Origin of the sequence: Streptomyces sp. NPDC006476, from assembly GCF_040612015.1 — a bacterium.
In the GTDB taxonomy this organism is placed as follows: domain Bacteria; phylum Actinomycetota; class Actinomycetes; order Streptomycetales; family Streptomycetaceae; genus Streptomyces; species Streptomyces griseorubiginosus_B.
Genome location: NZ_JBEXPK010000006.1, coordinates 131,791 through 152,548 on the forward strand (window position 1 = coordinate 131,791; position 20,758 = coordinate 152,548).

The 20,758-nt window shown below is 72.0% G+C and carries 19 protein-coding genes and 1 pseudogene; 10 read left to right on the forward strand and 10 right to left on the reverse strand.

What is annotated here, in order from left to right; all coding sequences use genetic code 11:
* Positions 1-45: 45 nt before the first annotated feature.
* The 5 genes from ABZZ74_RS09005 (at position 46) to ABZZ74_RS09025 (ending at position 6,171) form a co-directional block, all read left to right on the forward strand.
* The gene (locus tag ABZZ74_RS09005; RefSeq protein ID WP_356762634.1) at positions 46-780 is read left to right on the forward strand and encodes a DUF4097 family beta strand repeat-containing protein; all 735 of its coding nucleotides are present in this window, start codon (positions 46-48) and stop codon (positions 778-780) included.
* Between the two features lie 117 nt (positions 781-897).
* Positions 898-2,373: an MFS transporter gene (locus ABZZ74_RS09010; protein WP_356762637.1), complete on the forward strand. Its 1,476-nt coding sequence runs from the start codon at positions 898-900 to the stop codon at positions 2,371-2,373.
* 163 nt (positions 2,374-2,536) lie between these two features.
* Positions 2,537-4,096 (forward strand): APC family permease, encoded by a 1,560-nt coding sequence (locus tag ABZZ74_RS09015; RefSeq protein WP_356762639.1) that lies wholly within the window; start codon positions 2,537-2,539, stop codon positions 4,094-4,096.
* A 151-nt stretch (positions 4,097-4,247) separates the two neighbouring features.
* Complete coding sequence (locus ABZZ74_RS09020) at positions 4,248-5,606, forward strand: diacylglycerol kinase family protein (RefSeq protein ID WP_356762641.1); 1,359 nt, start codon at positions 4,248-4,250, stop codon at positions 5,604-5,606.
* Positions 5,599-6,171 (forward strand): phosphatase PAP2 family protein, encoded by a 573-nt coding sequence (locus ABZZ74_RS09025; RefSeq protein ID WP_356762643.1) that lies wholly within the window; start codon positions 5,599-5,601, stop codon positions 6,169-6,171. The genes ABZZ74_RS09020 and ABZZ74_RS09025 overlap by 8 nt, the downstream gene beginning before the upstream one ends.
* Here ABZZ74_RS09025 and ABZZ74_RS09030 read toward each other — a convergent pair whose 3' ends face one another.
* Positions 6,172-8,316 (reverse strand): serine/threonine-protein kinase, encoded by a 2,145-nt coding sequence (locus ABZZ74_RS09030; protein ID WP_356762645.1) that lies wholly within the window; start codon positions 8,314-8,316, stop codon positions 6,172-6,174.
* A gap of 207 nt (positions 8,317-8,523) precedes the next feature.
* Here ABZZ74_RS09030 and ABZZ74_RS09035 point away from each other — a divergent pair, with 207 nt between their 5' ends.
* On the forward strand, positions 8,524-9,342 hold the full coding sequence (locus ABZZ74_RS09035) for an SAM-dependent methyltransferase (protein WP_356762647.1): 819 nt from the start codon (positions 8,524-8,526) through the stop codon (positions 9,340-9,342).
* A 12-nt stretch (positions 9,343-9,354) separates the two neighbouring features.
* Here ABZZ74_RS09035 and ABZZ74_RS09040 read toward each other — a convergent pair.
* Both ABZZ74_RS09040 and ABZZ74_RS09045 read right to left on the reverse strand, forming a co-directional pair.
* A pseudogene (locus tag ABZZ74_RS09040) lies at positions 9,355-10,275 on the reverse strand (helix-turn-helix transcriptional regulator).
* A gap of 99 nt (positions 10,276-10,374) precedes the next feature.
* Positions 10,375-10,605 carry a DUF397 domain-containing protein gene (locus tag ABZZ74_RS09045; protein WP_133043820.1) on the reverse strand — a complete coding sequence of 77 codons (231 nt, stop codon included), beginning with the start codon at positions 10,603-10,605 and terminating at the stop codon, positions 10,375-10,377.
* Positions 10,606-10,802: 197 nt separating this feature from the next.
* On the opposite strand from ABZZ74_RS09045, the gene ABZZ74_RS09050 reads away from it, so the two are divergent.
* Together ABZZ74_RS09050 and ABZZ74_RS09055 are read left to right on the forward strand one after the other, a co-directional pair.
* Positions 10,803-11,333, forward strand: coding sequence for an ATP-binding protein (locus ABZZ74_RS09050; protein ID WP_356762650.1), 531 nt, complete (start codon positions 10,803-10,805; stop codon positions 11,331-11,333).
* Positions 11,330-11,875: a hypothetical protein gene (locus ABZZ74_RS09055; protein ID WP_356762652.1), complete on the forward strand. Its 546-nt coding sequence runs from the start codon at positions 11,330-11,332 to the stop codon at positions 11,873-11,875. Before ABZZ74_RS09050 ends, ABZZ74_RS09055 begins: the two co-directional genes overlap by 4 nt.
* Here the strand turns inward: ABZZ74_RS09055 and ABZZ74_RS09060 are convergent.
* From ABZZ74_RS09060 to ABZZ74_RS09080, 5 genes are read right to left on the reverse strand one after another with little or no spacing between them, the layout of a single operon-like run.
* The gene (locus ABZZ74_RS09060) at positions 11,867-12,727 is read right to left on the reverse strand and encodes an STM4011 family radical SAM protein (RefSeq protein WP_356762654.1); all 861 of its coding nucleotides are present in this window, start codon (positions 12,725-12,727) and stop codon (positions 11,867-11,869) included. The genes ABZZ74_RS09055 and ABZZ74_RS09060 overlap by 9 nt on opposite strands.
* A gap of 10 nt (positions 12,728-12,737) precedes the next feature.
* Positions 12,738-14,075 carry an STM4012 family radical SAM protein gene (locus ABZZ74_RS09065; RefSeq protein ID WP_356762656.1) on the reverse strand — a complete coding sequence of 446 codons (1,338 nt, stop codon included), beginning with the start codon at positions 14,073-14,075 and terminating at the stop codon, positions 12,738-12,740.
* On the reverse strand, positions 14,072-14,887 hold the full coding sequence (locus ABZZ74_RS09070) for an STM4013/SEN3800 family hydrolase (RefSeq protein ID WP_356762871.1): 816 nt from the start codon (positions 14,885-14,887) through the stop codon (positions 14,072-14,074). Before ABZZ74_RS09070 ends, ABZZ74_RS09065 begins: the two co-directional genes overlap by 4 nt.
* The gene (locus tag ABZZ74_RS09075) at positions 14,884-16,038 is read right to left on the reverse strand and encodes an STM4014 family protein (protein ID WP_356762658.1); all 1,155 of its coding nucleotides are present in this window, start codon (positions 16,036-16,038) and stop codon (positions 14,884-14,886) included. The genes ABZZ74_RS09070 and ABZZ74_RS09075 overlap by 4 nt, the downstream gene beginning before the upstream one ends.
* Positions 16,039-16,046: 8 nt before the next feature.
* A complete protein-coding gene (locus ABZZ74_RS09080) occupies positions 16,047-17,006 on the reverse strand; it encodes an STM4015 family protein (protein WP_356762660.1) in 960 nt (319 codons plus the stop codon).
* 171 nt (positions 17,007-17,177) lie between these two features.
* Between ABZZ74_RS09080 and ABZZ74_RS09085 the strand changes: the two genes are divergently transcribed.
* On the forward strand, positions 17,178-17,504 hold the full coding sequence (locus ABZZ74_RS09085; RefSeq protein WP_356762662.1) for a hypothetical protein: 327 nt from the start codon (positions 17,178-17,180) through the stop codon (positions 17,502-17,504).
* Positions 17,505-17,526: 22 nt separating this feature from the next.
* Complete coding sequence (locus ABZZ74_RS09090; protein WP_356762664.1) at positions 17,527-18,579, forward strand: DUF6745 domain-containing protein; 1,053 nt, start codon at positions 17,527-17,529, stop codon at positions 18,577-18,579.
* A 9-nt stretch (positions 18,580-18,588) separates the two neighbouring features.
* Here the strand turns inward: ABZZ74_RS09090 and ABZZ74_RS09095 are convergent, their stop codons facing one another.
* Positions 18,589-18,990 (reverse strand): OsmC family protein, encoded by a 402-nt coding sequence (locus tag ABZZ74_RS09095; RefSeq protein WP_356762666.1) that lies wholly within the window; start codon positions 18,988-18,990, stop codon positions 18,589-18,591.
* An 87-nt stretch (positions 18,991-19,077) separates the two neighbouring features.
* Positions 19,078-20,730 carry a serine/threonine-protein kinase gene (locus ABZZ74_RS09100; protein ID WP_356762668.1) on the reverse strand — a complete coding sequence of 551 codons (1,653 nt, stop codon included), beginning with the start codon at positions 20,728-20,730 and terminating at the stop codon, positions 19,078-19,080.
* Positions 20,731-20,758: the final 28 nt, after the last annotated feature.

The following is a 20,758-nucleotide window of genomic DNA, read 5'->3' on the forward strand; positions in this document are numbered from 1 at the left end:
GTCATACGGACGCCGACACGGGGCACTCGTACGCCCATGAAGGCGATGCCCTCAAGACCCGTGCTGTTGCTCGCGGCGGTCCTGCCGCTCCTCGCGGCGACCACGGCGTGCGGCGACGACGCACACGAGGCGTCCCGGACCTCGGCCGCCGCGACCTCCGCGCGCCCGGCATCCGGCGACCACCTCGTCATCACCACCGACAACGGCCTGCGCCTGCGTCCGGCCGACGGACACCGCGTCACCGTCGACGACCACGTCCACACCGCCTGGTCCCACCGCGACCACACCTGGACCCTCGACCTGTCGTGCTCGGGCCCGTGCCCCCGCATGCCCTACGTCAAGGTCCCCGACGGCCTGAGCGTCACGGTCGGCGCCCGCAACGCCGGCATCGACGCGGCGGGGATCGCGGCCGCGCTGGACCTGACCACCGTCAACGGCGACGTGACCGTCACCCGCGCCGGAGACGACACCGCCACGCTGCGCCTGACCACCCGCAACGGCTCGGTGCGCGCCGACGGACTCGCCGCGGACCGGCTGCACGCGAGCACCGTCAACGGCGACGTGACGCTCGCCTGCACCACGGCCCCCTCGGGTGTCTCCGCGACGACCACCAACGGCTCCGTCGACGTCACCGTCCCGCACGACCCTCCTGCCTACGCCGTGGCGGCCGGGACGCAGAACGGCCGTACCTCGGTCGACGTGCCCACGCGCAACGCCCGCACCGGCCCTACCATGACGCTGACCACGGTCAACGGCGACATCGACGCCCACCAGGAGTGAACTCGCGTCCGCCGCCCACTCTCCGCACCACGTCACGGGAGACTCCCGCGTCCCCGGGTACCCGGCGCGGACGTGACCGCGCCCCGCACCGGTCACCCGGTCCGCGAAGGAGGAGCAGTGCCGACGCAGGCGAACGACACACCGGACCCACGACGCTGGAAGGCGCTGTGGGTCACTCTGGTGGCCGGGTTCATGAGCCTGCTCGACGTCACGATCGTCGCCGTGGCGCTCCCCTCCATGCAGCGCGACCTGCACGCCTCCGCCCCCGCCATCCAGTGGGTCGTCTCCGGCTACGCACTCGCCTTCGCCCTGGTCCTGGTCACCGCGGGCCGCGTCGGCGACGCGATCGGCAGGCGCCGCATCTACCTCCTGGCGCTGACCGCGTTCGTCGTGTGCAGTGCCGCCGCCGGCGCCGCCCCCTCGATCGCCCTGCTCGTCGCCGCCCGCCTCGCCCAGGGCGTCGCCGCGGGCTGCCTCGCCCCCCAGAACTCCGCGTTCATCCAGCAGATGTTCCGCGGAGCCGAACGCGGCCGCGCCTTCGGCCTGTTCGGGGCCACCGTCGGCATCTCCAGCGCCGTCGGCCCCGTCGTCGGCGGTCTCATCCTGACCCTGGCCGACGGCCCCCAGGGCTGGCGCTGGATCTTCTACGTCAACGTGCCCATCGGCATGGCCGCCCTGCTGCTGGGCATGCGACTGCTCCCCAGCACGGCCCCGGGCCACCGGGAACGCCTCGACCTGGGCGGCGTCGCCCTCCTCGGCACCGGCGTCCTCGCCCTGATGCTCCCCCTCGTCCTGGCCGAGTCCGGCGGCGTACGACGGCTGTGGTGGCTCTTCCCGCTGGGCCTGGCCCTGCTCGCCGTCTTCGCGCACTGGGAGCGGCGCGTCCTGGCCCGCGAGGGCCAGCCGCTGCTGGACCCCCGCCTCGTCACCACCGTCCGCGGATACGCCATCGGCGCGGGCATCGCCACCCTGTACTTCATCGGCTTCAGCGGCGTATGGCTGGTCTTCGCCCTCTTCTTCCAGAACGGCCTGGACTACTCGCCGCTGCGCTCGGGGCTCGCGGTGACCCCCTTCGCCCTCGGCTCCGCCCTCGCCGCCGCGATCGCGGGGCGCCTGGTCGAACGGCTGGGCAGGCTGCTCACCGTCTGCGGCCTCGTCGGCGTCACCCTCGGCCTCGGCGGCACCGCCCTGGTCCTGCGCCTCGCTCCGGCCGACGTCGCGACCTGGCTCACCATCCCCGTCCTCTTCGTCGGCGGTGTGGGCAGCGGCTGCGTGATCTCTCCCAACGTGACCATGACCCTGCGGGACGTACCCGTTCGCATGGCCGGGGCCGCCGGCGGCGCCCTGCAGACCGGACAGCGCCTGGGCGGCGCCATCGGCACGGCGGCCCTGCCCGGCGTCTTCTACCTGGTCCTGAGCGCCGCCCACCACGACTACCGGACCGCCGTCGCCACCGCCGTGGGCCTCGGCGTCCTGCCCGTCCTCGCCGGCCTGACCCTCGCCGTCCACGACTGGCGCCGCAACCGCCGCCCGAAGCGAGAGCCCTGTCCCCCCGAGGTCTCCCACAGCCATCTGCACGCCGGCCACGGCTGAACCAGCGGCGCACGTGCCGCGCTCCCCTGTTTCGCCGCGGTTACCGGTGCGTCCACCCGGAGAATCGATGGTCAAGAGTTGTCCATGACCGCTTGTGGGCCGTCCGATACCGCCAGATCATTGGCCAAATCTCGCCTCTCGGTACGAGCACACAGGAGCCCCGGTGACTGCTGGCCCCACCACCTTCGAGCCGGCCCCGCCGCCGGCGGCCCAGACCGAACGGCAGAAGCTGCGCAAGCACTTCGGCCGCTTCGACATCCTCTTCTTCCTGTTGTGCACCATCGTCGGCGTCGACACCATCGGCAGCGTCGCCTCCAATGGTGCCGAGGCGTTCACCTGGCTCCTCGTGCTGGCCGCCGTCTTCTTCATCCCCTCCGCCCTGCTCACCGCCGAACTCGGTGCCGCCTTCCCCGAGGAGGGCGGCCCCTACATATGGACCAGCCGCGCCTTCGGACGCCTCGCCGGAGCCGTCAACAACTTCCTGTACTGGATCACCAACCCGGTGTGGCTCGGCGGCACCCTGTCCGTCTCCGCCGTCACGGCCTACACCACCTTCTTCAACGACGGAAAGGACCTGAGCACCCCTGCCTTCTACGTCTTCACCCTGCTGTTCGTCTGGGTGGGCGTGCTCGCCGCGATCCTCTCCTTCGACATCGGCAAGTGGATCCCCACCCTCGGTGCCTGGAGCCGCTTCGTGCTCCTCGGCCTGTTCACTCTCACCGTCGTGATCTACGGCATCAAGCACGGCCTGCACGGCTTCGGGGGCGGCGACTTCTCCCCGACGTACGCCGGATTCGTCGCCCTGGTGCCCGTCCTGATGTTCAACTACGTCGGCTTCGAACTGCCCAACACCGCCGGCGAGGAGATGACCGACGCCCAGAAGGACGTCCCCTTCGCCATCTTCCGCAGCGCTGTCCTCTCCGTCCTGCTCTACGCCCTGCCGATCCTCGGCATCCTGCTCGTCCTGCCGGTCAAGGCCATCACGGGTCTCGGCGGCTTCATCGACGCGATGCGGCAGGTCTTCACCGTCTACGGCGGCCACGTCTCCGCCGACGGCAGCGCCACGCTCAGTGGCGCCGGCAGCGTCCTCGGCGACCTGGCCGCGATCATGTTCATCCTCACGGTGCTCTCCTCCGGCGTCACCTGGGTCATGGGCTCCGACCGCGCCCTGGCCGTCTCCGGCTACGACGGCGCGGCCCCCCGCTTCCTCGGCGTGATCTCCAGCCGCTTCGGCACCCCGGTACGCGTCAACATCCTCAGCGGGCTGGTCTCCACCCTCGTCCTGGTCCTGGCCCACGAGCTCACCCACGGCAGCGCCGCGAAGCTCTTCGGTGCCGTCCTCGGCCTCGCCGTCTCCACCACGCTCGTCAGCTATCTGGGCATCTTCCCGGCCCTGCCGGTCCTGCGCCGCAAGGCCCCCGACGTCCCCCGCCCCTACAAGGCGCCCTTCCCCCTCGCCATCAGCATCGTCCTGACCGTGCTGATCCTGTTCGCGACCGTGCAGCTGATCGCTCCCGGCGCCGGCGACCACTGGTTCGGCTCGGCCTACGCCCCGGACGGCTGGAGCCACGGCGAGCGCGTCAAGTACCTCCTCACGGAGGCCGTTCCGCTGGCCGTCTTCATCCTCCTCGGTGTCCTGTTCTGGGCCCTGGGCGCGCCGACCCGCGCCGCGGCGGCCGCCGCGGCGAAGCCCGACGACTTGAACGCGGGCATCACGGGGTAGACGCTCACGGTCCGCACCGCGGATCGCCGGGATGCCGGAGCCGCGGGCCGCGGCCACCATGGGGAGGAGGGCTGGGCAGCACCCGGAGCACCGAGGAGACCGATGGCGTCGAGCACGCGGACCATGGACCCCGGGGACTGCCCGACGCATCATGCACGCGACTCGAAGGACAGCTGAGGCGGAGCCGGGCGCGGCACGACTGCTGGCCCGGCTCTCCCTGGTGTGCGTCGCCGGTGCCGTGGCCGCGGTGGTCGCGGGCGCCGGGAAGTCGCTGATCCTGCTGCTGGGCCTGGTGGGACTCGCCGTGGCCGGGGCCGGTATCTGGTGGGCCCTTGCGCACCGCGGCATCGCCCGTTTCGTCGGCGCCCTGCTGGCGGTCGTGGCGCCGATGGCCGTTCTGGTGCTCTTCGCGGTGTCGGGCCTGTGGCTGGTGGCGGTGGGGGCCGTGGCCGCCTGGACCGCCGCGCTCGCCTGCGCGCGGAGCGCGCTGCGCAGGCAGCGCAAGCCTCACGGAATGCATTCCCGCAGCACGCGCAGACCCCGCCGCCCCGTACTGATCATGAACCCGCGCTCCGGCGGCGGAAAAGTCGGCAAGTACGGCCTGGTGGAGCGGGCCGAAGCCCTCGGCGCCCGGGTGATCCTGCTCGACCTGGACACCTCTCCGGACCCGGTGGCGCTGGCCCGGCAGGCCGTGGCCGAGGGCGCCGACCTGCTGGGGGTGGCCGGCGGTGACGGCACCCAGGCCCTGGTGGCCGGTGTGGCCGCCGAACACGGCCTGCCGTTCATGGTGGTGACCGCCGGCACCCGCAACCACTTCGCCCTGGACCTCGGTCTCGACCGCGACGACCCCACGCGCAGCCTGGACGCCCTCACCGACGGGGTGGAACTCCGCGTCGACCTCGGGGACGTGGCGGGCCGGCCGTTCGTCAACACGGCCTCGTTCGGCACCTACGCGCACATCGTGCAGAGCCCCGACTACCGCGAGGCCAAGGCGGCCACCGCCCTCGACCAGCTGCCGGACCTGCTGACCGGTGAGGCGAGCACCGCGCTGACGGCCCGGGCCGACGAGGAGCGACTTCAGGCCCCGCAGGCGGTACTGGTCAGCAACAACCCCTACGTCCGGGCCGACCCCCTGGGAGGGGCGCGCAGGGCACGGCTCGACTCGGGCAGACTCGGCGTGATCGCGGTCCGGGTGGAGGGCGCGGCCCAGGCCGCCGAGGTGGCGCTGCTGGGGGAGCGGGCCAGCGGCATCACGACCCTCACGCCCCGCCGTGTGGTCGTCGAGTCCGAGGCGGAGCTCATCCCGGTGGCCGTGGACGGTGAGGCACTGACCCTGCCCACACCCGTCGTGTGCACGATACGTCCCGGCGCACTGCGGGTACGTGTGCCCAGACACAGACCGGGCGCCCCGTACGTCGCACCGTCCGTCGACTGGCGGCGTATCGTGCGCCTGGCGTTCCACCGGGCACCCGACCCACGAGAGAAGAACCAGGAGCACAGCGATGGCTGACCGCACCCCGCGGGAACAACCTGTACCGCGAGGCCTGCTGCGTGATCTCGCCGCCCTCGACCAGGCGCTGTACGAGGCCGTGACGGTCACCAGCACACCCGCGCTGGATTCCGCGCTGCGCCGGCTGTCCGCGGCGGCCGACCACTCCAAGATCTCCGTCGCCGTCGCCGGGGCACTCGCGCTGAGCCCCGGCCGGTCGCGCCGCGCCGCCGCCCTCGGTGTCGCGGCGATCGGCGTCGCATCGGCCACGGCCAACCTGCTGGGCAAGCGGCTCGTCCGACGGCCACGCCCCCACCGCGCCGTGGACTCGCCGTTCCCGGGGCGGCACGTGCCGATGCCCGCGTCCGCGTCGTTCCCCTCCGGGCACACCGCCTCGGCCGTCGCCTTCGCCGCAGCGGTCGGCCCCGCGCTGCCCGTCGCGACGGTGCCCCTGGGCCTGCTGGCCGTCGCCGTGGGCTACTCGCGCGTCCACACCGGGGTGCACTACCCGGGCGACGTCATCGCCGGCGCGGTCCTGGGCACCGGAGCCGCGGCCACGGTCCTGGCCGCCGCCCGCCACCTCTAGCTACGGCTCGGCAGGGCGGGTGACGTCGCGCACCGAGAAGACGCCCGGCCCGCTGACGCCGTACAGCACGCTGCCGACCAGCAGGGGTGGTACGGCGCTCGGCGACAGTTCCTCGAAGGACTGTCCCGTCGTGTCGAAGGAGCGTCCGGTGCGTCCGATCTCCCTGCCGGTGCGCGGGTCGAGGGCGAGGACGCTGGTGTCCGGCATGGTGACGTACAACCGGCCGTCGTGCAGGGACGGTTCGCTGAAGACGCGCAGGTCGCGGTCGCTGGTCCACAGCGGTTTGCCGTGCCGGAGGTCCAGGGCGAGCAGCGTCTCGTGGTCGTAGTCGAAGATGTACATGGCGTCGCCGTGCACCAGCGGCGGGGCCTCCGGGGCGACGCTCCAGGGGAAGTCGATGCGGCGGGTCCTGCCGCTGCGCAGGTCCTGGATGAAGAAGGCGGCGGAGACACCACTGCCGTTCTCCCAGCGGGCGTAGTAGGCCGTGCCGTCGTGCACCGTGGCCAGCCACAGGTCCCCCTTGGGCGCGTCGACGACGCCCACATTCCTGCCGGTGCGGGCGTCGACACGGGCGATCCCTCCGCTGCCGCCGCGCAGATCGGCGTAGAGCAGACCTTTGGAGCCCTCGTAGAACGGCTGGGCGGAGTTGCCGGTCAGCGTCCGTCGCCACAACTCCTCGCCCGTGCGGGGCTCGTGGGCCGCGTAGCGGGCGGTGCGGGAGGTCCCGAGGGGGTCCAGGCGGACCAGCAGCACACCGCCCAGTGCGGAGAAGCCGCCCAGCGGGCCGTTCAGGTGCCACAGCCGCTTCCCGGTCCGGCCGTCGTAGGCGTCCAGGCCCTCGGACCGGTCGGCGCTGTTGACGTAGACCACGCCGTCGTGCACGACGGGCTCGCTCAGCGAGAAGCTGCTGACCTTCTTCTCGCTCATGGGCCTCGTCCAGTCCACCCGGCCGGTGGCGGGACTCAGCCGCATCAGCGCGACCTGCGGGGAGGAGCAGAAGACACCGAGCGCGTCCGGTGTGCACGCGGGCTTCATGTCCATCGTCTTGTCGTCCGACTCGAGCGCGTTGTGCCACGGTTTCCAGCCGGCCGGTGTCGAAGCCGACGGATGGGCGGCCCGTACGACGGCTCGATCGGAGGTGTCGCTCGATGCGAGCACGGAGGCGGTGACGGCCGTGGCCGCGACGGCGAGGACCGCCGCTCCCGCGACCGCGGTCCGCATCCGCCGGCTGCGCCGCTTCGGCGGGGCCGGCACCTTCGCCGTGTCGGTGAGCGCGGTCACCGGGCCCGGTGACGGCCGGTCGGCGAGCTCTTCGTCGGGCAGTTCCTCGGGCAGGGCCGCCAGGGCCTTCAGGACCTCGCCGGAGGTGGGTCTGCCGGCCGGGTCCTTGGTCAGACAGGCCGTCACCAGCGGGCGCAGCGGCCGCGGGAGCCGGCCCAGGTCGGGCTCGCCGTGGACGGTGGTGTACGCGGCAAGATAGGCGTTCTCCGCCTCGAAGGGGCTGCGCCCGGTGGCCGCGTACACGAGCACCGCGCCCATGGAGAACACGTCGACCGCCGGCCCCACGTCGCGCGGCCGGCTGAACTGCTCCGGGGCCATGAACGGCGGCGAGCCCATCACGACGCCGGTCTGGGTACGGACGTCGCTGCCGGCGGCGCGCGATATGCCGAAGTCGATGACGCGCACCGCCCCGTCCTCGCCGTCCGCGTCCAGCAGCAGCACGTTGCTGGGCTTGAGATCCCGGTGCACCACCCCGGCCCGGTGGATCTCCCGCAGCGCCTCGGCGAGTTCGGTGCCCAGTCGGCGCAGGGAGGGCCAGTCCAGCGGACCCGACTCGGCGACGCGGTCGGTGAGGGTGCGTCCGGGGACGAAGGCGGTGGCCATCCACGGCCGGGCCGCCTCCGGATCGGCGTCCACGACCGGCGCGGTGAACGCCCCGCTGACCTGCCGGGCCGCCGCGACCTCCTGCCGGAACCGGGCCCGGAACTCGGCGTCGTCCGCGTACCGGGCGTGGATCACCTTGATGGCGACGGCCCGTCCCGACACCGACCGCCCGAGGTAGACGACACCCATGCCGCCGGTCCCGATGCGCGCCTCGATCCGGTATCCCCCCACCGACCGGGGATCGTCCTCGCGCAGGGTCACCTGAGCTCCTTCACCGGGTGGGGCCTCCATGAACGAGTACGGGTCGTGTGGCATGGACCGTTCACTCTAACGGTGCGTCCGACGGCCCGGCACGGCACCGGTTGCGGGTGGTTCGATCAAGTGGGTGGTTGCGTCAAGTGCGTTGTCCCTAGGATGTATTGCCTGGCGTTCGGGTGCGCCGGGTCCGGTGCGGGAGTGGGGGAGACGATGGAGTCCGGGAAGCAGTTGTCCACGAAGATCGATGCGACGGTGCCCACGGCCGCGCGCATGTACGACCACTATCTGGGCGGCAAGGACAACTACGCCGTCGACCGGGCCGCCTGCGAGGAACTCGACAAGGTGGTTCCGAGCACGCGCGCGCTGGCGCAGAACAACCGGCGCTTTCTGCAGCGGGTGGTGCGGACGCTCGCGCAGGAGTACGGCGTGCGCCAGTTCCTCGACCACGGCTCCGGTCTGCCCACGCAGAACAACGTGCACCAGGTCGCGCAGCGGGTCGATCCTGAGACGCGGGTGGTCTACGTCGACAACGACCCGATGGTCCTGGTGCACGGCCGCGCCCTGCTGGACCAGAACGACCGCACCGCCGTCATCCAGGCGGACCTGCGCGACACCGACATGATCTTCTCCCATCCCGACACCGAGCGGCTGATCGACTTCTCGCAGCCGGTGGCGGTGCTGTTCAACTCGGTCTTCCACTGCATCCCCGACAGCGACACCGACGGTCCGCTCGCGGTGGTGGGCCGGGTGGCCGAACGGCTCGTGCCCGGCAGCTACCTGGTGATGTGCCAGCTGGTGAGCGAGGACGCCGAAGTGCGGGAGTTCGTCACGAACTTCATGGACCAGGCGACCCAGGGCCACTGGGGACGGGTGCGCCAGGAGAAGGACGTCGCCGAGTGGTTCGAGGGGATGGACGTCCTGGAGCCGGGCCTGGTGGAGGTGTCCACGTGGCGCCCGGACAACGAGGTGGCGCCGCGTCAGCTCACCCAGGAGTGGATCGAGTTCGGCGGGGTGGGCCGCCTCCGGTAGCGGCGGCCCGGGTCACCGGGCCCCGTACCGCCCTTCGGCCGTCTCCCGCAGGAGGGCCAGGGACTCGCGGGGGTTGAGGGCCTCGTCCGCCAGTCGGTCGAGGGTCACCCGGTACTCCTCCGTCTCGTCGCGGTCCTCCAGGAACGTCGCGCTCCTGATGTGCTCGAGGTAGACCACGTCCGGCAGTTCGAAGCCGCCGAAGCGCAGATAGGTGACGGGGATGGCCGGCGCAGAGGCGTTCGTCACGTCCAGGGGGACGATCTGCACGGTCACGTGGGGGAGTTGAGCCATCTTGACCAGGTACTCGAGCTGTTCCCGCATCACCTCGCGGCTGCCCAGGACGCGCCACAGCACCGACTCGTCGACCACCGCCCACAGCTGCGGCGGGTCCGAGCGCTGAAGCAACTCACGTCGCCGCGTGCGCAGTTCCACCCGCCGCTCCACCTCGCGGGCCGGCGCCGAGGGCAAGCCGCGCTCCACCACGGCACGGGTGTAGGCCGGGGTCTGCAGCAGTCCGGGAACGTACTGGATCTCGAAGGTACGGATCGCCTCGGCCGCCTCCTGCAGTCCGACGAGCCGGTCGAATCACTCGGGCATCAGACGCTTGTCGAAGCGCTGCCACCAGCCCGGTTCCCCGGCGCGCCGCAGCAGCTGCAGCAGGACCGACGTCTCGTGGTCGTCCGTCTTGTACAGCTCCAGCAGCGCCCGGACATCATCCTCGGTGGGCGGCCTGCGTCCCTTGCCCGCCTCGATGCGCGACAGCTTCGCCGGGCTGAACCCCACGGCCCGAGCGGCCTGTTCCTGAGAGAGGCCGACGTCCTCGCGGAAACCCGCCAGCTGCACCCCGACCAGCATCTTCAGCAGGGTAGGGGCCGGTTCGGTGCGGTCCAGATACGGTTCGAGGCGGGAGACGCGCGGTGACTCGGACGACATCCTGACTCCCGGTACGCAGACGACAACAGGGCGCATTATCGCACTGTTCTGCCTCTCGGCGCCTGTGTCGCCGGAAGTGGCGTCCGGGAGACCGCGGGATCATACGAGGTGGTCGAACTCCCCGTCCTTCGCGCCGGCGATGAAGGCGGCCACCTCGGCCGGTGTGTAGACCAGCGCGGGACCGTGCGGGTCGCGGGAGTTGCGCACGGCGACGCCCCCTTCGGGCAGGGCGGCGACTTCGACGCAGTTGCCCTCGGCGTTGCTGTGACGGCTCTTGATCCAGTCCACGCCCAGCGCGCTGGCCCGCACCCCGTTACGAACTGACGGCACGGCACTCTCCTTGCTCGTGTTGCGCCACATCAGTGGCCTGCCACCGCACCGGTGGAGGGCCGCCCGTGGCGTCGGCTGCATCGTTCAACGCATGCAATTTTCCGTGAAATTGCACGAACATGCTCTCAGCGTGGATAATAACCAGGGCGTCAACCGCCCCCGCTGGCGCCCGTCCTGTCGTCCTCTCAGGAGGTGCTGTGTCGTCGCCCGCGCACCCAGCAGCCCTGTTCGGCCCGCCCGCGCGCTCGGAGGACCTCCCCCCGCTCCTCGCCGCACCCGCGCGCCGCGCTCCCCGGACCGCCGCCCTGTGCCTGTCCGGCACCGGCAGGGGAAGCGCCCAGGCCCGCGCCTTCACCGAACACACGCTCGGACACTGGCGGTTGGACCACTGCCGTGACGACGCGCTGAGCATCGTCTCCGAACTCGTCGCCAACGCCCTCACCCACGCCCGGCCCGACCCGGCGGCCGAGCACGAGGTGTGGCTCAGACTGACCCTGCGCACCAGTCACCTCGTCTGTGCCGTCAGCGATCCCGACAGCGCCGTACCGACGTGTCGGCCGGCCTCCGACGACCTGGACGAGAACGGCCGCGGCCTGCGCATCGTCGACGCCCTGTCCGAACACTGGGGCTGGACCCGCCGAGCCCTCGCGGGCAAGACCGTCTGGGCCATGCTGCCCACACGGCGCCGCATCCTGGACGGGGGAGACGGCGAGAGCCCGAAGCGATGAACGCCCCCATCCGGAACGACCAGCCGCCCGCCACCCTCGGCGACGTCACACGGGTGCCATGGCGCGAGATCAAGGACACCACCGGGTCCGCCGCAGCCATCCCCTACCTGCTCGCCGCCCTCGCCTCGGGCGACGCCGGCGCCGCCCACACCGCCCTGGCGGGCCTGCGCAACCGCATCTGCCGCCACGGCTTCCTCGTCGACCAGGCCACCGCCGTCACCGTCCCGTTCCTGTGGGACCTCGCCCAGCGCCCCCAGGTCACCTGCCGCGCCCAGATCCTGCACCTGCTCCGCAACATCGCCGGCGCCCGCCAGTGGGAGACCACGGCCGCCGCCTACCCCAAACTGCGCCACCGCCACGGCGACCACATCGCGTGGGAGCACGCCGCCCGCCGCGCCGTCCGCGCCCACAGCGACGCCATCCCGCGACTGCTGAGCGAACCGGACGCCGAACTGGTCGACGCCACCGAGGAACTGGCCACCGCACTGGCCGCCCCGGAGGGCGGGAGCCCCGCCGGGTGGTCGAGCACACGCTCACCCTGACCGGAGCGGCACCGCGGCCGGGATCCGCTCCAGAACCCCGCCGGCGAACACGTCGTACAAGGGCAGGGTCTCCAGATGCACATAGCCGATGTGGCAGTCGCACACGGCCAGTGGACACGGCCGGGGACGCAGGGCGGCGCGGTAGGAGCCGTCGTAGAGATTGCCCAGTTCGGCACGGACGAAATGGCAGCGCCGCACGGTGCCGTCACCGTCGACCGAGATCACGGACTCACCGGTACGGCAGGGCAGGCCGGCGCTGCTGTGAGGGTGGCGGCTGTAGGGGAACAGGGGGTCGAGCGCGGTCCACCGGTCGGCCTCGGCGTCCTGATAGGTGTGCCCCTCGGCCGCGTTGACCCACAGATAGACATGACCGGGCAGGTCGGCCCGCAGACGGCGCGCGGCCTCCAGATGCTCGGGCAACCCCACCACACCGACGCTGAAACGGACGCCGATGTCGGCGAGTTCACCGCACTTTCCGAGGAAGCGGTCGTACGGCGTCTGCCCGGGGTGGTAGGTGCACCACAGGGCCAGGGTGTCCAGATCGGCCTCCGCGAGCCAGTCGGTGCGGCAGCTGAGGTTGGTCTGGATGGCGACCCGGCAGATGTGCGGCAGACGGGACAGCCGTACGAGGGTCCGCCGGTACCAGGAGCGCACCAGACCCTCACCCCACGGAGTGAACAGCAGCGACAGACGATCACCGCTGCGGGCAGCGGCCCACTCCGCGAAGCGTTCCAGGGCGGCCCGGTCGGCACGCAGTTGCGCGGTGGAATCGCGCCGCTTGGCGAAAGGGCAGTAGGGACAGTCGTAGTCACAGGAGGCGAGGGGCCCCCGGTAAAGGATCGTCAGGTCCATGGACGGCCGGTCACTTCCTCTCGTACGCGGCCATCGCCGCCCGCACGGCCGGTGAGAACAACTCCGGGCCGATCGCGTCGGAGTGGGCGAGCCCCTCCGGACTCAGACGCAGGCGCGCGGACCCGGAGTCGGCCAGCCAGCCTCGCTCGGCCAGCCCCTCGATCTCGGCGGCGAAGTCGTCGCCGGGAGAACTTCCGAACCGGGCACAGTAGTCGGCGAGCTCCAGGCCCTCCGCCTGCAACAGGGACTGCAGGAGATGCCGTCGACGGGCCTCGTCGGCGTCCATCCGGTAGCCGACCTCGGCGTGGGCGAAGTCTGCGGCTTGGACGTAGTCGTCGATGATGCCGCGGATCTCGTGCATGCCCACCGCGTAGTCGAAGGAGTAGTGCAACTCCCGGGTGTACGAACGCGCCCCGCACCCGAGGCCGATCATGCCGTCGGTCTGGCAGGCGTAGTCGTCGGCACCCTGCGGTGGAGCGTCCGCGCGGCGGAACATCCGCATGGACTGCTGGACGTACCCCTGCGCCAGAAGATGGTCACGGCCCGCGCGGTACAGGCGCAGCCGCTGCTCGTCCCAGGCCGGGTCGGTGCCCGACTCGCCGCGGTGGCGGTCGAGACCGGTCAGGGGGCGGACGTAGAGCGGATAGAGGTACAGCTCCTCCGGACGCCAGGCCAGGGCCGCGTCCAGTGAGTGCCGCCAACTCCGCTCGCTCTGGCCGTCGATGCCGTAGATGAGGTCGATGTTGAGGACCGGGATGCCGGCGTCCCGGACGCGGCCCAGGGCGGCCTCGACGTCGGCGCGGCGCTGCGGGCGTACGGCGGCCCGGGCCTCGGCCTCGACGAAGCTCTGCACGCCCAGGCTCAGTCGGGTCGTGCCGCGCTCCGTCAGCACGGCGAGACGGTCGGCGGTGGCCGTGGCGGGCGAGGCCTCGACGGACAGCGGGATCGCCCGCAGATCGGCGCCCATGCGCCGCTCGGCGATGTCGCACAGGCGCGCCAGTTCGGCCGCGGTCAGGAAGGTGGGCGTGCCGCCGCCGAAGGCCGCGGTGGCGAAACGGACGTCGCCCGTGTCGCCGAGTGCCTCGCGCACCGCGTCGGCCTGCCGCTCCAGGGCGTCCAGGTAGGCACCGGTCAACCCGTCGGGCGCCCCGATGCGCGTGAACAGGTTGCAGAACCCGCAGCGCACCTCGCAGAACGGTATGTGCAGATAGAGGGAGAGAGCGCTCTTGTCCTCGCCCACCCACAGCGACCGCAGCGCGGGCCGGTCGGGCAGCCCGCGGTAGGCGGTCTTGTGCGGATAGGCGTACACGTAGTGCTGGTAGGGGCTGGTGAGCTGCGCTGTGGTCATCTGGCGGCCTCGGCGGGGTCGAGGAAGAACTGGGCGTAGGGCACGGTCCACACGGACTCGTGGCCGAGGCGGTGGCCGGTGTAGCCGTCGTCGCCGTAGGCGGTGCCGTGGTCGGAGCAGACGATCGCGAAACAGCGGCGCCGGGAGCTTGCGGCGGCGAAGAGGCGGCCGATGTGCCGGTCGACGTACTCCAGCGCGGCGGCGTGCGTGGCGCGGCTGTCCCCGGCCTCGCGGGTCGCGCCGGGCAGATGGAACCAGTTGGGCTGGTGCAGCGCGGAGACGTTCACGAAGAGAAACAGCCGCTGCTCTGCGGGGAGTTGGGCAACGATCCGCTCGGCTCGGGCGATCTGGTTCTCGAAGGACCGGGGCGAGGTGACGCCGAAGCCGGTCTCCCAGTGGGACTCCTCGAAGAGGCCGGGCAGGACCGACCCGAGCGGGCCCTGCTTGTTGAAGAAGCCGACGCCCCCGATGCACACGGTGTGATAGCCCGCCTTGGCCAGTCCGGACACCAGGTCGGGGGTGTCGTAGACGAAGGTGCCGTCGGCGGTGGTCTCGCTGCCGGCGAAACTCGCCGCGAACAGCCGCGGATGCGGCCCCGGTGAGGCCGGGGTCGGCAGGAAACCCGCGAAGATCGCCTGATGGGAGGCGTAGGTGAAACTGCCCGGCGCGTGGCGCTCCTCCCAGGCGCCGCCTGGAAGGTGACCGGCGAGATTGGGGATGCGGCCCTCGGCCGCCAGCTCGACGGCCACGTCGTGGCGGAGTGTGTCGAGGGTGACGAGGAGAAGGTCGTCGCGGCCGACGATCTCGTTCATGTCGGGCTCGGACATGCGCTGTTCCTGTTCTGTACGGGCGGTGCGGGCCGCGTGTGGATGAGCAGGGCGGCCGCCACCTGCGCGGCATAGGTGTCCCGTCCCTCGGCGCCGCTACCGGGCAGACCGGTCAGCCGGGGCAGCAGATCACCGAAGGCGTTGACCTCGCCGACGAAGGCTCTGCGCCACCCGACGGCCGGCAGCAGATCGACGCCGACGCACAGCGTGCGCGGAAAACAGGCCGCCGCCCGCTCGCACACCTCCAGCACGTCCACCCAACGGCACCCTGACGCCTCCACGGCCTCGCGGGCGGCCTCCAGGTCGCCCCGGCTGCCGCCGAGATGGAGGTTGGTCAGCGGTGTACGACTCGTGCGGACCACCGCGTGGGTGGCCCGGCCGGCGACCACGACCACTCTCAGATCCGCCGCGCGTCCCTGCAGGGAGGCCTTGGGCACCCAGCGCTCGAGATGCAGCCCCTCGGGCGCCAGCGCGTCGACGACGGCGGCGATGTCCCGCTCGCGCTCGTACCGTCGCACCTTGAGGGAGTTGTACAGACGGCCGTCCGCGGCGAGCTCCACCGAGGTCGTCGCCCGGATCCGCCCACCCCCGCCCGCCTCCACGGCCAGAACCCCGGAAGCGGAAGACCCATGAGCGGGCTTGACGAACAGCCGCGGCATACGGTGCTCCCGCATCAGCGTCCGCACATCGTCCCAGCCCCGCACCGCCGCGCCCTCCAGACCCGACGTCGGCGAGAACGGCACCGGAACCCCCGCCGCATCCAGTACGGCGTGACAACGGCGCTTGTCGAACAGCACCGCGAGCTCGTCGGGATCGTCCAGCCGGACACCACCGCGCAGCGACCGCAACGCGGCGGTCAACCCCGCGTACCAACGCGCCGACCCCTCCACCCGAGTGGGATCCGAGACGCCCCGCAAGAGACGGTCGACCTCGGGATCCTCGCCGGGAGAGTCGACGCGCACGATCTCGTCCGCGTCGAAGTCCGCACCCCCCTCGCGCAGGACGTCCGCCCACGGCACCAGACGCGGCCCGGACAGACCGGCCGCACGCACCGCGTCGGCGAAGAGGGAAACCCGCCGGTTGCCCGGGTTCCCGACCACGGCGAAACGCGGCAGAGACGCTGCTGGGCTCACCAAGCGGGCACTCACTCGCCCACGGCGACATAGCGCCAGACCGTGCCGTCGTCCCCGGTGTCCTCGTCCGCGTCACCGCGGTCGAGATCGACCTCCACGCCCGCCGACTCCAGCGTCCGGCGGACCCGCTCCACGAAGGGCTCGCTCAGGTAGTGATGGTGGAGATCGAGCTTCTTGAGATGGGTGAGCGGCTGTCCGCCGAGCAGTGCGCCGGCGCCCTCGTCGGTCAGCACGCCCATGGACAGGTCCAGCACCTCCAGGCGGGCGACGACGGGAGCTGCGGCGACGGCCGCGGCCACGGCGTCCTGCATCTCGCTGTTGCGCAGGGCCAGATGACGCAGACGCGGCAACCGCGCGCCGGACAGGATGCCCTCCAGGTCACCGACCTCGCTGTCACCGCCGTAGTCCGGAGTGCCCAGCCACAGGTCCAGGTGCTCCAGCGCGGGCAGATCACTGGCGCCGACACCGCGCACCACCGCGGCGGGCAACCCGCCCGTCTCCACGACGAGCCGGCGCAGCGCACCATGGCTCAGGGCGGTGAACCCCAGCCCCGAGCCACCCCGCACACCGAACTCCTCCAGCGCCGGAAAACCGGTCAACAGCCCGCTGACGTCGGTCTGGTTGATCCAGGAGATCTCGCACTCCTCCATCACCATGTCCCCGAGGAACAGCGCACGCAGCGCGGGGAAGCGGTCCCGCGCCCCGAGCAGGGCGGCGATCACGGGGGAGGGGTCGGTGTCGTACGCCTCCTGCCAGGCGCCCACGATCAGGGCCCGCACCCGGGTGGTGTCCACGGCGGCACAGAAACGGGCGAAGGCGTCCTCCCAGTCCTCGTCGGCGTCGTACACGTCCGACGTGATCCGCCAGGCCACGGAGTCCGCGTCGGGCAGGCCGTCCGTCGGCGCGGCGGGGCCGGGAAAGGTGTGCGCGGGCAGCCGGTACATCGCGTCGAGATGGTCGTGGATGGTCATTCGGCTGCTCCTGAGGAGAAAGAGTGCGCGGGATGTGATGTCGGCAGTTCTACCAACAGCCACTGACAACCCCCCTCGGCGGGGCGGGATTCGGGGGCGTTGTCAGTGGCGGCCCCTACGGTCTTGGTCATGAGGCCGGTGCGTGGTGCACCCGGCGGTGAGGGGAGAGCCGTGTTCAGGCAGGGAGACGTGCTGATCGTGCCGGTGACGGAGCAGGCGGTCCCGGCGCATGTGGCCCACGCGCCCAGGGAGCGACGGGACGGGCGGGGCCGCCTCGTGCTGGCGCTGGGCGAGGTCACCGGACACGCCCACGCGGTCGTGGGGCCGGGCGAACTGGTGCGGGAGCCGGGGCCGTTCGGCCCGCTGCTGCTGCACCTTCCCCAGGGCGGCCGGGTGGTGCACGAGGAACACGCCGCGATCGCGCTGCCCAAGGGCTGGTACCGGGTGATCAGACAGCGGGAGTACGTGCCCGGGTCCGTCCGCGTCGTCGCCGACTGAACAGCACAGAGGAGCACAGCACATGACCAGCACGGACACCGAAGAGCCCCTGACCCGGGCGAGCACCGCCCCCGACCTGTCGACATGGCGCGCGTACGCCTCGGCGACCGCTCCCGCCGACCGTGTGACCGCCGAGCACGGCATCCGGCGGGCCTACCGAGAGGCGGGACTGCCCGAACCGGAGCAGGTGATGTGGGCCGACTCCCCGCGCGCGGCCGTGACACTGATACGACAGCTCACCGACCAGGGCCCCAGCGTGCGCGAGGTGCTGCGCACCGCTCCCTGGGCGCTGGAGAGACGGCGGCTGCACGCCGAACTCGGCGCCGAGGGCTGGGCCGCGCACTGGGCGGCGACCGGCGCACGCCTGTGGGCCTCCACCCAGCCCCTCGTCGACCGGATCGCCACCGGCGTCCTGGAGGACCTCGTGGGCCGCGACACCGGCAAGGAAGCGGCCGAGGTCCGCCTGCTCCTGCTGGACGCCGTGCTCGGCCAGCACGACGCCCCCTGGCTCGCCGCGTTCCCGACACACGACGGCCCGCTCGGCGCCCTGGCCGAGGTGTGCCGCAGCGCCGGCTGGTGGTGGCCCTTCGCTCGCATCGCCGTGGCGTCGGAACGGCCCGTGGCCCTGCACCGCGACGAGGCGGGCCGCCTCGACAACGGCGACGGCCCGGCCCTCGCCTACCCCGACGGCTTCGCCCTGCACGCCTGGCGCGGCATGCCCGTACCGTCCACGTTCATAGCCGAACTGCCCACCCTGACACCGGAACGCATCCGCGCCGAGGAGAACGCCGAGCTGCGCCGGGTGATGCTGGAGTACTACGGCTACGACCGCTACCTCGCCGATTCCGGGGCCCGCCCGGTGCACCGGGACGAGACAGGAACCCTCTGGCGCATCGAACTGCCCGACGACGAGCCGGTGGTGATGGTCGAGGTGCTCAACTCCACCCCGGAGCCCGACGGCACCCGGCGCACCTACTGGCTGCGCGTTCCGCCGTCGACGCGGACGGCCAGGGCGGGCGTCGCCTGGACGTTCGGCCTGGAGGCCGACGTCTACGCACCGGTGCGGGAGACGTGAGGGAGCCGGTCACCTGTCGGCGCCGCGGGTGACGCGAGCGCCGGCACGGAGCGCCTTGGGGATCTCGGCGACGGCGTCCACGTGCTCGATCAGCCGGTCCAGGTCGGCGCGGGGCGCGGCCGAGTCGAGCGTGACCGCATAGCTGATCCCCGTGGACGCCCAACTACCGGTGTCGAACCCGCCGGTCGCGCTGACGCGCACACCGTCCAGCGCGATTCCCATGCCCTCCGCCTCGCGGTACAGGTCGTTCAGGACGCACCCGGCGGCCGCCGGATGCAGCAGATGCGCCCCGGTGAAGTCGGCCTCGACGCTGGCCCCTTCCGGCGTCCAGCGATGCGGAAAGCGGATCGAGTCCCCGCTCTCGGAACGCAGGGTGCCGGCACCGACCACGACGCCGAATCCGTCAGCCATGGGAGGTCCTTCGGCCAGATGGAGGCGGTCAGGAGGCTCCGACCGCGATGGCGTGGAATTCAACCAGAACCTGGACCGCCTTTGAACTCAGCTGCGGCTGCGGTGCAGTTCGGAGGGGGCGCCCGCGGACTGGGCACCTTCGTCGCCGAGGGCGATGGTGTCGGCGTCGGTGAGACGGACGACGTAGACATGCCCCTTCTCGCACAGCAGGGTGCCGGCCGACCGGTCGGTGGGGTGGCTGGTGACCGCCTCGAAGGTGGCCGTCGTGCCCTGGATGCCGCGCAGTTCGAGGGCTTCGGTGCAGCCGACCTCGCGTCCGGTGCCGGCCTCGGTGACGTTGCTGACCTGTTTGCCGGCGAGGTTTCCACGGGTTGCCGTGTGAAGGGTCAAGGTGACCTTGAACGAGGTGGTACGGGGCTGGAGTTGCCCGTCTGCTTTGGGGGTGCCGGGCCCGGAACCGGTCCACACGCCCGCCCATGTCGCCGGCAGACGTTCCGAGGCGGTGGAGACGGTGGGCGACACCGCCGAGCCACGGTTCCCGCCCGTGCCACCGGACCCGTCGTTGGTGTCGCCGAGCGCATTCAGCAGGACGGCGGTCAGCGCCCCGGCGGCTGCGACAGCGACGGCACCGATGATCCATGGTCTGCGCCTGCTGGACGTGGTGGCCCGTCCGTCGGGCGCCAGGGTGTACGGACGGAACCCGACGGGGGCGGGCGGCGGCCCGAAGGCCCCGGGGCTGGTCGGGGCGGGGGCCAAGGACGGCTGCGACGTGGGGAACACGGGGCCTTGACCACCGGGAACCGGAACGGCCCCGTGGGTGGGAGCGGCCGCTGCGGCGGCGATCAGCTCACCGGCCTCGACCGCACGGGCGGCGATGTCCTCGGCGAGTCCGGAGGGCAGACTCGACTGCCACCCGGCGTCCGCCGCCAACCGGGGGAGCAGGGCGGTGAGTTCGGCGCCGACGGGCCGTTGGTCCGGCTCCTTGGCCAGGCATCGGCGTACGACGGGAAGCAGTTCACCGGGGACACCGTCGAGGCGAGGCGTCTCATGGACGATCCGGTACATGAGGGAGGCAGCGGACAGCGCCTCGCCCGGCTGCTCGAAGGGTCCATGGCCGGTCGCCGCGAACACGAGCACGGCACCGAGGGAGAAGACGTCCCCGGGCGCGCCTGCGGCTCCGCGCAACGCCTGTTCGGGTGCGAGGTAACCGGGGGAGCCGATCACCCCGCCGGTGCGGGTGTGCCGGGAGTCGTCGGTGGCGCGGGCGATCCCGAAGTCGATGAGCATCGGCCGCTCACGGGCGAGCAGTACGTTGGACGGCTTGACGTCCCGATGGGTCAGATCGCAGGCGTGTACGGCGGCCAGGGCCGCGGCCAGTTCCCCGGCGAGCGCCAGCAGAGCAGGGGCGGGGAGCGGGCCGTGTGCGGTGACCCAGTCGGCGAGGGACGGCGCGGCGACGTACTCGGTCGCCAGCCAGGGCGGGCGGTGCCCCGGAGGGCTGAAGTCCACGACGGACACGGTCCATGGCGAGCGGACCCGGTCACTGTTGCGGATCTCGCGGGCGAAGCGCTGCTCGAAGTCCGCCGCGGCGGCGACGTCCGGGAGGATGGTCTTGACGGCGAGTGGACGTCCGGCCGGCGTACGGGCCAGATACACCCGCCCCATTCCTCCCGCACCGAGCCGCGCCAGCAACGGAAAACCGCCGACCATGCCCGGATCCGTGGCCTCGAGTGGCTGCACGCCCGTCCTCCCCGTCACGCATCGCCCC

Coding starts and splice junctions, on each gene's coding strand:
- ABZZ74_RS09070 (WP_356762871.1), bottom strand. CDS start 14,887: ATGAACGAGATCGTCGGCCGCGACGACCTTCTCCTCGTCACCCTCGAC.
- ABZZ74_RS09055 (WP_356762652.1), top strand. CDS start 11,330: ATGAACGCCCCCATCCGGAACGACCAGCCGCCCGCCACCCTCGGCGAC.
- ABZZ74_RS09080 (WP_356762660.1), bottom strand. CDS start 17,006: ATGACCATCCACGACCATCTCGACGCGATGTACCGGCTGCCCGCGCAC.
- ABZZ74_RS09065 (WP_356762656.1), bottom strand. CDS start 14,075: ATGACCACAGCGCAGCTCACCAGCCCCTACCAGCACTACGTGTACGCC.
- ABZZ74_RS09035 (WP_356762647.1), top strand. CDS start 8,524: ATGGAGTCCGGGAAGCAGTTGTCCACGAAGATCGATGCGACGGTGCCC.
- ABZZ74_RS09095 (WP_356762666.1), bottom strand. CDS start 18,990: ATGGCTGACGGATTCGGCGTCGTGGTCGGTGCCGGCACCCTGCGTTCC.
- ABZZ74_RS09060 (WP_356762654.1), bottom strand. CDS start 12,727: ATGGACCTGACGATCCTTTACCGGGGGCCCCTCGCCTCCTGTGACTAC.
- ABZZ74_RS09090 (WP_356762664.1), top strand. CDS start 17,527: ATGACCAGCACGGACACCGAAGAGCCCCTGACCCGGGCGAGCACCGCC.
- ABZZ74_RS09020 (WP_356762641.1), top strand. CDS start 4,248: ATGCACGCGACTCGAAGGACAGCTGAGGCGGAGCCGGGCGCGGCACGA.
- ABZZ74_RS09005 (WP_356762634.1), top strand. CDS start 46: ATGCCCTCAAGACCCGTGCTGTTGCTCGCGGCGGTCCTGCCGCTCCTC.
- ABZZ74_RS09025 (WP_356762643.1), top strand. CDS start 5,599: ATGGCTGACCGCACCCCGCGGGAACAACCTGTACCGCGAGGCCTGCTG.